At 31.8% G+C, this 12935-nt stretch carries 20 protein-coding genes and 2 pseudogenes; all 22 read left to right on the forward strand.

Going from position 1 to position 12935, the window contains the following annotated elements; genetic code table 11:
• The first annotated feature begins 4 nt into the window (after positions 1-4).
• On the forward strand, positions 5-556 hold the full coding sequence (locus GH754_RS06550) for an alpha/beta hydrolase (protein ID WP_153727925.1): 552 nt from the start codon (positions 5-7) through the stop codon (positions 554-556).
• Positions 557-764: 208 nt separating this feature from the next.
• Positions 765-944 carry a heme-degrading domain-containing protein gene (locus tag GH754_RS06555; RefSeq protein WP_153727926.1) on the forward strand — a complete coding sequence of 60 codons (180 nt, stop codon included), beginning with the start codon at positions 765-767 and terminating at the stop codon, positions 942-944.
• Positions 935-1036 (forward strand): hypothetical protein, encoded by a 102-nt coding sequence (locus GH754_RS20090; protein ID WP_407690658.1) that lies wholly within the window; start codon positions 935-937, stop codon positions 1034-1036. The genes GH754_RS06555 and GH754_RS20090 overlap by 10 nt, the downstream gene beginning before the upstream one ends.
• 272 nt (positions 1037-1308) lie before the next feature.
• Positions 1309-1785 carry a GNAT family N-acetyltransferase gene (locus tag GH754_RS06565; RefSeq protein WP_153727927.1) on the forward strand — a complete coding sequence of 159 codons (477 nt, stop codon included), beginning with the start codon at positions 1309-1311 and terminating at the stop codon, positions 1783-1785.
• Positions 1786-2010: 225 nt separating this feature from the next.
• A complete protein-coding gene (locus GH754_RS06570; protein WP_228550163.1) occupies positions 2011-2322 on the forward strand; it encodes a hypothetical protein in 312 nt (103 codons plus the stop codon).
• 67 nt (positions 2323-2389) lie between these two features.
• The gene (locus GH754_RS06575; protein WP_153727928.1) at positions 2390-2851 is read left to right on the forward strand and encodes a GNAT family N-acetyltransferase; all 462 of its coding nucleotides are present in this window, start codon (positions 2390-2392) and stop codon (positions 2849-2851) included.
• Positions 2852-2985: 134 nt separating this feature from the next.
• Positions 2986-3543: a 2'-5' RNA ligase family protein gene (locus GH754_RS06580; RefSeq protein WP_153727929.1), complete on the forward strand. Its 558-nt coding sequence runs from the start codon at positions 2986-2988 to the stop codon at positions 3541-3543.
• Between the two features lie 171 nt (positions 3544-3714).
• Positions 3715-4164: a DUF4871 domain-containing protein gene (locus GH754_RS06585; protein ID WP_153727930.1), complete on the forward strand. Its 450-nt coding sequence runs from the start codon at positions 3715-3717 to the stop codon at positions 4162-4164.
• A 451-nt stretch (positions 4165-4615) separates the two neighbouring features.
• Positions 4616-5110, forward strand: coding sequence for a hypothetical protein (locus tag GH754_RS06590; RefSeq protein WP_153727931.1), 495 nt, complete (start codon positions 4616-4618; stop codon positions 5108-5110).
• A 117-nt stretch (positions 5111-5227) separates the two neighbouring features.
• Positions 5228-5772, forward strand: a pseudogene (locus GH754_RS06595) (N-acetyltransferase family protein).
• Positions 5773-5839: 67 nt separating this feature from the next.
• Positions 5840-6388 (forward strand): GNAT family N-acetyltransferase, encoded by a 549-nt coding sequence (locus GH754_RS06600; RefSeq protein WP_323741898.1) that lies wholly within the window; start codon positions 5840-5842, stop codon positions 6386-6388.
• A gap of 134 nt (positions 6389-6522) precedes the next feature.
• The gene (locus tag GH754_RS06605; RefSeq protein WP_153727932.1) at positions 6523-6690 is read left to right on the forward strand and encodes a hypothetical protein; all 168 of its coding nucleotides are present in this window, start codon (positions 6523-6525) and stop codon (positions 6688-6690) included.
• A gap of 190 nt (positions 6691-6880) precedes the next feature.
• Positions 6881-7138 (forward strand): hypothetical protein, encoded by a 258-nt coding sequence (locus tag GH754_RS06610; RefSeq protein ID WP_153727933.1) that lies wholly within the window; start codon positions 6881-6883, stop codon positions 7136-7138.
• Between the two features lie 321 nt (positions 7139-7459).
• Entirely contained in the window at positions 7460-7930 is a 471-nt protein-coding gene (locus GH754_RS06615; protein ID WP_153727934.1) for a GNAT family N-acetyltransferase, read from the forward strand.
• A 168-nt stretch (positions 7931-8098) separates the two neighbouring features.
• The gene (locus GH754_RS06620) at positions 8099-8557 is read left to right on the forward strand and encodes a lipoprotein (RefSeq protein WP_153727935.1); all 459 of its coding nucleotides are present in this window, start codon (positions 8099-8101) and stop codon (positions 8555-8557) included.
• Positions 8558-9135: 578 nt separating this feature from the next.
• Positions 9136-10113 carry an HD domain-containing protein gene (locus tag GH754_RS06625; RefSeq protein WP_153727936.1) on the forward strand — a complete coding sequence of 326 codons (978 nt, stop codon included), beginning with the start codon at positions 9136-9138 and terminating at the stop codon, positions 10111-10113.
• A 149-nt stretch (positions 10114-10262) separates the two neighbouring features.
• Complete coding sequence (locus GH754_RS06630; protein WP_153727937.1) at positions 10263-10784, forward strand: hypothetical protein; 522 nt, start codon at positions 10263-10265, stop codon at positions 10782-10784.
• A gap of 60 nt (positions 10785-10844) precedes the next feature.
• On the forward strand, positions 10845-10985 hold the full coding sequence (locus tag GH754_RS19605) for a hypothetical protein (protein WP_228550165.1): 141 nt from the start codon (positions 10845-10847) through the stop codon (positions 10983-10985).
• Positions 10986-10998: 13 nt separating this feature from the next.
• On the forward strand, positions 10999-11172 hold the full coding sequence (locus GH754_RS19610; RefSeq protein ID WP_228550166.1) for a hypothetical protein: 174 nt from the start codon (positions 10999-11001) through the stop codon (positions 11170-11172).
• Positions 11173-11373: 201 nt separating this feature from the next.
• On the forward strand, positions 11374-11799 hold the full coding sequence (locus GH754_RS06640) for a hypothetical protein (RefSeq protein ID WP_153727938.1): 426 nt from the start codon (positions 11374-11376) through the stop codon (positions 11797-11799).
• A gap of 130 nt (positions 11800-11929) precedes the next feature.
• Positions 11930-12421, forward strand: a complete 492-nt coding sequence (locus GH754_RS06645; protein ID WP_153727939.1) for a GNAT family N-acetyltransferase — start codon at positions 11930-11932, stop codon at positions 12419-12421.
• A 94-nt stretch (positions 12422-12515) separates the two neighbouring features.
• Positions 12516-12926: pseudogene (locus GH754_RS06650) on the forward strand (GNAT family N-acetyltransferase); the annotation flags it as partial.
• Between the last annotated feature and the right edge of the window lie 9 nt (positions 12927-12935).

Raw genomic sequence — 12935 nt, forward strand, 5'->3', positions numbered from 1 at the left:
TAAGATGAAAAAGACTATTTTATTTATTCATAGTGCGGGTCCACAGGAAAGGAAGAAAGGAAGTAGTAATCTTTCAGCATATTTAGAAAAAGAACTTAGGGATAAATTTCAATTTGTTATGCCTAAGATGCCTAATCCAGAAAATCCAGAGTATGTACTTTGGAAAAATCAGCTTGAAAAAGAATTGAATATGATTAATGGAGAGGTGATTTTAGTTGGTCATTCGTTGGGGGGTTCTGTCTTATTAAAGTACCTTTCTGAAGAATCATGTAACATAACTTTCCGTGGTTTGTTTATCATCGCAGCACCATACTGGGGCTTAGATGAAGATTGGCAGTCGAAAGATTTCACTTTACAAAGTAGTTTTGAAGGAAATCTACCTGTAATACCTAATTTGTTCCTTTATCATAGTCGTGACGAAGATATCGTGCCGTTTAAACACCATAAATCCTATGCAGAAAAATTTCCACAAGCAACCTTACGGGAAATTGAAGGCAGACAACATTTATTTCACAATGGATTACCTATATTGGTGAATGATATAGAGAGCTTATAATTTATTCTGTTAACCCTTTTTATATTATCTGAGCAAGGTTAGGACATTATTTACTTAGGGGTTATATTTATTGGAAACGGAAATCAATCTGTTATTAGCAAAAAATATAATAGAAAATGCTGAATTAATAGCTAAGAGAAACAATTAAAAATGACTTTCGCAGTTGTTGATCTTGGTGGACATTTAATAGCGCTTCATCGAATGGATGATGTGGAATTTATTAGTTGTGGATGTTGCCATTGGTAAAGCCTACACCTCAGTTGCTTTTAAAGCTTCAAGTGATGATGTTGCCAAAAGGGTTGAGAATTTACCTATGTTTGTTAATGCAATAACAACTGTAACTCAAGGGAAATTTACCCCTCAAAAGGTGGAATACCTATACTATTAAATGAAAAGGTTATAGGAGCAATTGGTGGAAGTGGAGATGAAGACGTAGAGGTTCTCGAATCTGCATTGGAAAATGTAATATCCAATATGTAAAAATAACTGTTAACACTCACTTATTAAGATAATTATAGTTTTTAGTTATTTTTCGTGGTTAGAGTTTAAGGAAAAATCTTTCTATATATTGGGAGTCCTTGTCCAGCCCCTACAAAAGATAATCTTTTAGTAACAATTCTCTTTTATAATTCTTATTAAACTAAAGGGGTGCGTTTCTGGAAGCAAGTAGGAACGCTAATTTTACTATGTAAGCAGGAATGTTTCACAACAAATCAATTTGATGAAGGGTAATAAAAGAAAGGAAATATCTTATGGTAAGTTTAAATCAAATTCAATTAAAGTTTGTTGAACAAAGTGACAGATTGCAGTATTTTGATTACCTTCTCTTAGCTGATGAAAGTGAATTAGTAGTTAATAAATACATAAATCACGGCGATATGTATTCTGTTTATTATAAACAAGAAATAGTTGGTGCAGTCTTATTTACTTATCATTCACAACAAGTAGTTGAATTGAAAAACATTGCATTAGATCCTAAATACCGTGGTAGAGGGTTGGGGAAAGTTATTATTAATGAGGCATTTAAAATATATAAAAGAAAAGGTATAAGTAAAGTAATAGTTGGAACAGCAAACTCCAGTATTGGGAATTTAGCATTCTATCAAAAAGTGGGTTTTAGAATGGTTGAAATTAAAAAGGACTTTTTTAAAGGGTATCCTGAGCCTATTTTTGAAAATGGAATTAGAGCTTTGGATATGGTTATGTTCGAAAAAATAATAATTGAATAGCTAAACTTTTTAAACAAAATCTTTCATGTTAGTGCATTGTTTGTTGGTGTCATATTTATTATTTTAGATATTGTGATAGAGAGGAGTATGACAAATGGAGATTATAAAGGGTAAACGCAGTTTTGAATTGGATAAATTCTTAAAGAAACCCTTGTTTGCACATCTATCAACGTCTTCATCCGAAGGTCCAAGGAATTCACCAGTATGGTTTCTATGGGAGGATAAATGTCTCTGGATTATCGGAACACCTGGAGATACTTTTTATTACGGATTAAGGAACATCCTAGTTGCGCTATCGGTATTGTAGACTTTGATTCTAGAACAGAGAAAGTAATGCACGCTGGCTTTAGAGGAAAAGCAACTGTAGAACCATTTGATATTAACTTAGCTAAACGCTTATTCACAAAGTATTTAGGTTCAACAGAGAGTATCTGGGATTCTAGATTTAAAAATCAAGATCCTAATAATGTCTTTATTCGATTTGTACCTGAAACTGTAGTAGTCAGAGAACAATCGTATAAAGCCGATGGAAGTTAATACTCAATAAGAACTGATGGTGAAATATCTCGAAATAATGTTTTCATAAAAAGGAAAGGGAGAGGTTATGGATTCGTATCAAATAAAGAAATTAAAACCCGAAGACTATAATAAGTGCAGTAATATTTGGGATATGGAAAAGAAACCTAAAATGGCTAAGATGTTTTATGACGAATTAGTAAGCGGAAACAGAATTACTTTTATTTATACAGAGAATAATGAGTTCATTGGAGAAGGTTCGTTAGTTTTTCAAAACAATGACCCAGACTATACTATTCCAGATAAACGAATTTATCTATCTCGTATGATTGTTAAAGAAGAATATCAAAATCGTGGAATAGGTGGCATTATTGTTGATTATTTGGTTGATTATGGTGAACAACTTGGATATGAGGAAATAACACTTGGTGTAGATACAGATAACACAAACGCAAGACATCTATATGAAAAGAAGGGTTTTACAACCGTATTATATATTGGCGAAGATGAATATGGTGAATATGTAAAACTCCTAAAGAAGTTACAATAGATTTCCCGTAAAGTTGGTGAATATGCGAGAGTCTTCTACCACTAAATGATAGCTTATCTTGAATGAAGGTTGGAACCATTACGCTAAATGACAGTAGGTGAGGAAGATTAAAATGATTATAAGGTGGTCTTTCGATGTATGGACTAATCGCTATATTTGATGAAAGAACAGAGGAATTGATAAAAAATATTTGGAAGGAATTAAAAGAAAAATCTATATCGACTTATGCTTATGAAGTGGAAGATAGAAAGCCACATATTACATTAGCAAGTTATAACAGTTTAAACAAAAAAGAATTTATCGAACAAATGGATATAACATATAAAAATCAGACAGTTATAGATATTAAATTTAATATAATTGGCTCTTTTCTCAATTCTGGTGCATTGTTCTTTTCCCCAACTGTTACAAAAGATTTAATTGAAATTCATTCAAACCATCATAAGGATTTTGAGCGTTTTAATGATAATCCAAATTCATTGTACTTACCTGATAATTGGATACCACATTGTACGATTGCAAATAGGTTGTCTGAAGATAAACTAAATGAAGTATTTAATTATTGTTCAACAAGATACAGCACTATACTTGGTAAGATAGTTAATGTGGCTTTAATTGATGTATCTGAAAAGCACAAAGCCCCTATAATTCATTCAATAGAATTAAAACATGATGCTACTTTATTAAGCTAATGGTTAGCAATAGTTGAGCAAGGCGGTCAACATTTTGGTCGTCTATATTTTATCCGATAAATAGTTGGGATATTATGTTAAATTGTGGGCAAGGATCTTGAGCTAACTGGCAGTTTAGTTGAACAAAGAAATCTAAAAGCCTCTGTTTATCTAAATTAAGGTGGGATTTATTTGAGGAAAATTTCCCTGATGTTCATTTTGCTTTGGTTTGTTTTCGTTACAGCAGCCTGCAAATCAGAAGAAACAATTATAAAAGAGAAATGGGCAGATAATAGTCCAACTTTTGCTACTGAATACGGTGAAATGTTTGGAAAAGAAGGTAGTATTGGAATAATTGGTTCTAAAACTATTACAAAAAATGGGCAAAAGTGGATGTGGCACTTTTGGGGTACTGAAGATCTATCTAATAAAGAGTGGGAAGTAAAGGCGTTCAAGCAAGGTGAAGTTGAAGCAGTCAATCCGATACAATTTAAAGATAAACAATTATCTCCTCGTGGTGATATGGTAAATGGACACGCACGTTCATCGGTATTGTTTCCATCTTCTGGATTATGGAAGTTACAGGTGTTTATTGACGGGGAATTATTTGGTGATATTATCGTCGATATTACTCAACAATGATTAAACAGAAATTGGTTTAATAATCAAGCGGGCTAACTGCAGAACAGGGGATGTTGTTTGGCAGCTCTTATTGTGATAACGAAGCAGGAATAAGGTAATGAATTTTATTTTTAGTAATTCTATAAGAAGGGTTGCCATAAATGGGCTGGGTAATCATTGTTGTAATTGTATATCTTCCAATTATTTATCGAATTCATAGACGGTTAGATTACTTAGAAAAGGAAGTAAAGAGATTAAAAGGTGAAAATGATGTTATTTAACAAACGGGGACAATAGTTGAACAAGGCGATCAACATTTTGGTCGTCTTTATTTTATCTGATAAATAATTGGAATATTATGTTAACGTTAGTTTAGGAGATCTTGAACTAACAAAGCAGGTTTGTTTAAGATTACTTTAGGGGAGGGGTTCTTATTAAGAAAATCATAATATCTGTGGTTATCATTCTTTTATTGTCTACATTATACGTCTTTTACCAACGAAATCAGCCACCAGAAGTGAAAGATATACTAAACAGTGAACGGGCAGAATCAATTACAGTTTTAACCATTGAGAAAATAGCTGGAGAATGGTCTTTCTTATATTATAATCAAAGTCAAAAGATTAATCTGGGTTTTCTTGAACAGAATGTATTAGGTTCTTGGAAGATAAAAGGCATTGTAGAAACAGCACAACAGAGTGGCGAACATTATCGAGACGGGATAGAATTTGGTGTTACAGGTACCTCAAATCCGCAAGCATGCTATTACTATGGAATGATTTCGAATCAACAGGTTGATAAAGTTAGGTTGTCAGTTGAAGGTGGACCTTATAATGAAATTCAATTAGAAGAAGCAAACAATAGACGTTACTATTTAGAGAGTTTGTTTAATGATGACGACGACTGCGTTCCATACCACTATGAAGCAATTTCAATAGATGGTAAGTTAATTGCCGAAGAAGGTTAATTTTGAAACTTAAATTTATTGTGCTAACGGGGAGGGGGGTTCCAGTAACAACGGAAATGCTCATTTGCTTATTGAGGCAGTTATGTTTAATAAAATATATGATAAAAGGAGTTTGTAATGAAGGTTAATGAAAAGGAATTTTATGTTCGTGATTTACGTTATATCATAAGGGCAGCTAACGAGAATGATGCGAAAATCTTATCTGAAATAAGAGTGATAATAGATGGCGAAACAGAAAATATGAATAGAGAAAAAGGCGAAGCATACATAGATGAATTAGGTTTTAAACAACTAATCAAAGAGGATGATGAAACTGCACATAATCTTTTTTTAGTTTGCGAATTAAACGGAAGGATTGTTGGTTTTTCAAGATGTGAGGGCAATCTGTTGAGAAGAATGTCTCATAAAGTTGAGTTTGGTGTTTGTGTACTAAAAGATTTCTGGGGATATGGCATTGGTACAAACTTGTTAAAAGAAACAATAAAATGGGCTGATTCAAACGAAATTAAGAAAATAACTCTGAATGTACTTGAAACCAATGTAAAAGCCATTATGCTCTATAAACATTTTGGTTTGAAGAAGAAGGAGTATTAAAGAAAGATAAGTTACTATCAGATGGAAATTATTATAATACCGTTATAATGGGAAGGTTTAATGAATAATGCCAACTGGTTCTCACTATTCAACAAACGGGTAATTTAGTGGAAAAAAAGCTATGGGGAGGTGATTATAATCGAATACACTAATAATAGTCTTTCAAGTGAAAGGTTATTTTTAAGGGAATTTACTAAGAGTGATTGGATTGGTGTACATAAATATGCTTCACAAGATATCGTTTGTCAATTTCAACCTTGGGGACCAAATACAGAAAAAGACTCAAAAGATTTTGTGAATCAAGTGATAAAAGACTCTAAACAAAAACCAAGAACAAGATTTGTTTTCGCAATTATATATAATGAAATTATGATTGGTGCTGGAGAATTTAACATAAGGAATTTTACTCATAAGGTTGGAGAAGTTTCATATATAGTTAATCCAGACTATTGGGGAAAAGGGATAGCAACAGAAGTTTCAACTCTGTTAATTGATTTTGGGTTTGGGGAACTTAAATTACATCGTATATATGCAACTTGTGACCCAAGAAACATAGGTTCGTCAAAAGTTTTGGAGAAAGTTGGAATGACCAAAGAAGGTATAATTCGTGAAGATTTATTAATTAAAGATGGATGGCGAGATTCATCACTATACAGTGTCTTAGAACACGAATGGAAAAAGTAATATAACAAAAACCATATTAAGTTAACGGGGACGAGAGTTGAACAAGGAGTTGTCGATATTACAGCTCCTATTTTGTTTATGTAAGGTTAATTTAATAAAATGGGTTATTGTTTTTAGCTATGGGAGGTGTAAAGATGAAAAATATCTTATATTTTGTAACTATTCAACCATTCTCAAATATAACAGGTATTCCTGCTAATTTTGATTATCCATTTATTTTCTCAATTGTTCCTGCTTTGATGTTATGGCTTGGTTTGCAATTGAAACCTGTCGTTAAGGAAAGGGTAAAACTCTTCTCTTAGATTGTTCAACTAAATGGTACAATAGTTGAACAAGGCGATCAATATTTTGATCGTCTTTTTGATTTTGTCCGAAAAATTATTGGAATATTATGTTAACATTAGATTAGAAAATCTTAAGCTAAAGAGCAGTGATGTTTAACAAGCGATAATGATTTTTTATGGTAATATTTGTGTATAGGGAGGGGAGAAAATGCACTTTTTAGCAAATTTAATTGAATATTGTTTTTCAAGTAAAAAGACATTGGTTTATACAACTCTCAACCAAAAGGATTACTACAAAGTTTTATCACTTCTTAAATCAAATTCTATAAAATATAGGATTGTAACGATAGCCAACTCTTCCTCAATGCCAGGTGGCGTTTATAGTGATTTTGGAAATGAATATAAATTTTACGTAAAAAAAGAAGATGAAGCAAAAGCATTAAAAGCTATTCAAAAGAAAGGTTAATTTTTTTACTACGTAACAGGTGTATTCATAAAAGCGATAATTAACTAAAAAAGGAAAAATAAATGGATGTATTTTTTTTAGTTTTAATCTTTTTTGATATTTTCCCCATAGATGATGAAGTAAGGAAATTAACCCAATAATATTCAAGAACAGTATGAAGAACTAAAAAGAATACGTGATGAATTGACTAAGAACAATAAAAATTAGATTTTTGGAATTTGGCTATCGGGTGGCGTTACCGCAATAACAGGAACGCATAATATACAACCGGGCAGAATTGTTCAAGTCTTAATTATATTTCAAGGCATTTTGGAGGACAAAATGAAAATTAGACAGTTAAAAGTTGAGGATTGCCAGCGAATATTACCAATTATGAATGACTGGTGGGGTGGTAGAGAAATGACACATCTATTACCTCGGTTCTTATTCGATAATTTTTATGATACAAGTTTTGTAATAGAAAAAGATGATAATATAATTGGTTTTTTAATTGGGTTCTTATCTCAAAGTAATAAAGAAGAAGCATACATTCACTTAGTAGGAGTTAATCCAAAAAATCGAAGAGAAGGTGTAGGAAGCACTTTGTATAACCAATTCTTCACTACTGTTAAAAAGTCTAAAGTAAAAAGAGTTCGTTGCATTACATCACCTGTAAACAAGAACTCAATTGATTATCACACTAATATAGGTTTTAGTATTGTTGAAGGTGATAAATTGGTCGATGAAATACCAGTGCATACAAACTATGACGGTAAAGGAAACGAACGAGTGTTATTTGTTAAAAGTATATAATTTGTGAATTTATACACTTAAAGTAAAGGGTGCAATAGTTGTACAAGGCGGTCAACATTTTGGTCGTCTTTATTTTATCCGATAAATAGTTGGAATATTATGTTAACATTAGTTTAGGAGATATTGAGCTAACTAGGCAGGTTAGTGGAACAATAATTGGAGGAAATTATGAAAAAAATTATTATACTCCTTGCTTTTATAACCTTAATGTTAAGTGCTTGTTCGGGTAATGAAGAGACTATAAATTTTGAAGATAAGAGTTTTGCTAATACACTATTTATTCAAAAAGCAGAGAACAATTCTTCCTCTGAAGAAATGAGGAAAATGGTTACAGATAAAGAAAAAATAAATGAAATACTATCGATGGTAGAAGGTCTAAAGGTAGAGAAAATCAATACAGATAAATTTATGGAAAAATTGATGTCACAAAGTTCTTACATGTTTGGTTTTTTAAAAGGGGATGGAACGAATACTGAAAAAGGCAAATATGCTTTTAATTTTTTAGAAGATGGAACTATTCTTTTCAATTACGATAAAGATGATAATCCAGGTACTCCCCTTATTACAACAGATAAACATAAAGATTTATTGAACCAAATGAAAATGCTGTTAGAGATACATTTTTAGGTGGGACATTTATTATTCAATTAACAGGGGCGCTTGCGGACAAGGTAATCGTTCTATTACTAAAGACGCAAGGTTGCTTAAGTAGAAGTTTTGTAGGGGGGATTTAATTAACCCCCCCTGACTACAAGATACAAGCAGTAAAAGTATAAAACTAAATTTAAAAAATTCTTTACAAGACAATCAAAATTGAATAGCATATGTTATTAAGCTAAAGGGTGAGAATATACAACAAGATTTTCGACCAGTGACGGAGCGGGTCGTTTTGTTTTTATTAAAGAAACGAGCGGAAGTTGAAGAAGGTAATCAGACCATTTAGATTGCAAGGGAGAGCTTAAATGAGGTTGATTTACTCACTACTTATAATGATAATATTGATTATATTTTTAGGGGGATGTTCACCAGCGACACTTCTTGATGCCATAGAGGAAAGTGGTGGAGAACATACTGAGATTTTTTTAAAGATAACAATGATAATGTTGTAATTTCTTGAGTGATCGCTTATTAAAATAAAAGAGCAGAATACTTTAAGAAGAAATAATGAATTTTTGCTCTATTCTTTGAATTTAAGGGGGAGAGAAATGATTATATTTGATAAAATTTACGGTAAATTTGAAGTAGATAGTGTATTAGAAGAATTAATTTTAAGTGAGCCAATTCAAAGGTTAAAGGGAATTCATCAAGGTGGGGCAAGTTACTTAGTTAATGAAAAGTGGAATGTTACTCGTTTTGACCACTCAATAGGTGTCATGTTATTAATAAGAAAACTTGGTGGAACAGTCGAAGAGCAGATTGCAGGGTTATTGCATGATGTTTCCCACACAGCATTTTCTCATGTAATTGATTTCGTATTTGAAAATAAAGAGGAAGACTATCATGAAAAAATGTACAGTTCAGTTGTTGAAAACTCTGAAATTCCAACAATTTTAGCCAAATATGATTACAAGTATGAGGATATTTTGTTTGATGATACTAAGTGGACATTGTTGGAACAGCCAGCACCAGAATTATGCGCAGATAGAGTAGATTATACTCTACGTGATATGTATGTGTATGGAAATATCTCGTTAGACGAAGTAAATCGTTTTTTGCAGAACTTAACCGTTGTCGAAGGGAAAATGTATCCTCAAAATATTGAAATAGCTGAATGGTTTGTCAAAACGTATTACAAAGAAGTAATTGACTTCTTTATGGATCCCTTAAATATCTATGGCTATGATATATTAGCTAAGATTTTGAAACTGTCACTAGAAAAAAATATATTAAACCCTAAAGATTTTCTTGGTAAAGATGACGAACTGTTAATGAAAATAAAATCATCAAAAGATAAGGAATTACTTGGTTTGTTAAGAAAACTCAATCCAAATGTACAAGTGAGAGAGGATAGAGAGAACTACCATCTACATCGAAAAAACAAACTTCGAGTAATAGACCCTTCTGTTTTAAATGATGGAAAATTAACACCAGTATCAGAACTATCAGAAAAAATAAGGATTATGAGGAATACAGCATATGAGAAAGCAACAAGAGGGATGTATGTAAGAATACTCTCTAACTAAGTTAGAATTAGATATTGTTAAACTAAATGGTGGAAATTCACAATAAGACTTTCGACCATTGTCAGCGATGGTCGTTTTGTTTTTTAAAGAAACGAGCGGAAGAGTTGAAGAAGGTAGTCAAACCGTTTAGATCGCAAGGGAGAGATTAGATGAGGTTATTTTCCTCACTACTTATATTGTTTATATTTTTAGGGGGATGTTCACCAGCGACACTTCTTGATGCCATAGAGGAAAGTGGTAGAGAACATACTGAGATTTTGTTTGAAGATAACAATGATAATGTTGTCATTTTCTTGAGTGAAGATTACACGGGACAACCAATGTTAAGTATAAATACTTTTTCAGTAGATGACTCTGGATATAAATATAATTCAGGTTCTGGTGAACATAGCTCTGATATAGATACATCGAAAATATTTGAGAAAATTCGAGTTACATCCGTTGGGAATAATTCTTTTGGTGCATTATGGGGAACTGTTTTTCTTCCCAACGCTGAAACTGTAAATTATTCTTTAGAGGATGAAAACGGAGATGTTATATATACATCAAGTATAGAAATATCCGAAAAAAATAGTGTGTACCAAAAATTGCCTGAAGATATTTATGATCATACCAAGAGACTTCATTACAAAATCTTAGATGACCATAATGATGTTTTAGTTGAGTGGTAATTGCTTATTAAAGTAAAGAGCAGTAATGTTAAATAAAGTTTCTAAAGTTGGAGGATAAGAATGTTTGTAAAAGTTTATCAATATCATATTCAAAAGGATAAAGTGGATGAGTATTTAAGTATTCAAGAAAAAGCTTCAGAGATTTATGGAAGGCATTTGGATTTTAAAACTATTTATCTTCAAAGCAAGGAGCAAGGATGATAGTACGAAATGGATGGAAATTTCAAAATATAGGGATGAGGAAGAATACCAAAAAAGTATTGATTTAATTAACAAAGAGAAAGAAATACAAGAATTGTTCAGTGCATTTCAATCTTTATTAGTTAGTGAGAAACAGGAGATAAACGAAGAAAACTTTTTAGAAAAGAAATTAATAAATAATTTCTAATATCTTGTAAACAAATACACTTAAAGGGAAGGCACAATTGTTGAACAAGGCGATTAACATTTTGGTCGTCTTTATTTAAATCGAAAAACAATTGGTATATTATGTTAACATTAGTTTAGGAGATATTGAGCTAAAGGGCATTAGAGTTTAATAAAGAACTGGTTTTATATTGTAAAAAAGTTTAGTGGGAGGAAATTTGTTGTGAAGAAATTTTTATTGGTATTTCTTTTAGGCTTTTGTAGTTTTACCTTAATTGCATGTCAATCTCAGATGGAAGAGATGACATTATTAGATAGTGTGTCTGATATTTCAATATCCAAATCTAATGGTTATGGGGGATTAAATGAAAATTATTTCGTTTCCATTAACCAAGAAGAAGATATATCGACTATTGAGGGTATCTTAAAAAACGCAAAAGGAGTAAACGGGGATGTTGATGTGAATAACGATAATCCAGACTACGATATATTAGTCCGTTATGAAAATGGGGATACACACGGATTACATCTCGTGCTTGGAAACGAAGGGGAAGAAACTATATTTATGTATATTGGAGACGAGAAGAATGGATTTACTGTTTCTTCAGAAGCTACAAAAATGCTAAAAAGCATAATTGATGTTCAATAAACTTTTCAACAAAATAACAAAAGTGGGATGAGATTGGTTTTGAATTACATCCATTCTATTTTTGAAGAAGATAGTAACGAAAATATAATTTAAACAAAAATTATTCGATAAGTCGATAGGAGTATGATTAATGTCTACCAATAGTACAATTTCTGTTACTCTCGATTTTTACAAAGAGGAGTATAAATCAAATTTAAGTGACTATCATTTATCCGAAGAGCAAAGCAGATATGCCCCCGTACCTTTAAAAGCGCTTTTACAATGTGAAGAAGACGGTACAAGATACCCTGTTGTAATCCTATATAATGGGGTGCCAGCAGGCTTTTTTATTTTACATGGTTGGGAAGGAGTAAAGGCATATAGTGATAACAAAGATGCAATTTTATTAAGAGGATATTCTGTTAATTCAAAGTTTCAAGGTAAAGGGATTGCTAAAGAATCACTGATAGTATTAGACTCTTTTGTAAAAAGAGAATTCCCAAGTAAAAGCGAGATTATATTAGCAGTTAATCATAAAAATAAAATTGCACAACACGTATATAAAAAAGGCGGCTTTGTAGATAAGGGTGTAAGAGTTATGGGACGAAAAGGAGAATTATTTATTTTACATAAAGAACTTTAAATACTTATTTCAACAAACGGGTGCAAGAGTTAAACCAGACGATAGTTTGAATGTTATGTTAAATTTTATAATAAAGATATTAAGCTATAGAAAAGATTGGGATAATGAAATTTTTCCAGACATCCCTTCTTCTCTTGTTATAAAATGCGAAGGAAAAACAATCGGATACGTTGGGTCCTATTGGGTAGTTCAAAACACAAACTGGCTTGAAACAGGAATTGTGATTTATGACAGTAATTTTTGGAACGGTGGCTTCGGTACAGAAGCATATAAAATGTAGATTGATTTCCTTTTCACCTCCACTGATATCCATAGATTAGGTATGTCAACATGGTCAGGAAACGCAAGAATGACAAAAGTTGCAGACAAATTGGGAATGAAAGAAGAAGCGAGAATAAGAGAAGCTAGAATGGTTAATGGTGAATATTTTGATGCAATAAAGATGGGGATATTGAGAAAAGAGTGGGAAGCTATGGTAGTGATTAAATCTAAGCTTCTCAAATAAGGAGGTGAT

Source organism: Salinibacillus xinjiangensis (genome assembly GCF_009649735.1).
GTDB lineage: Bacteria > Bacillota > Bacilli > Bacillales > Alkalibacillaceae > Salinibacillus > Salinibacillus xinjiangensis.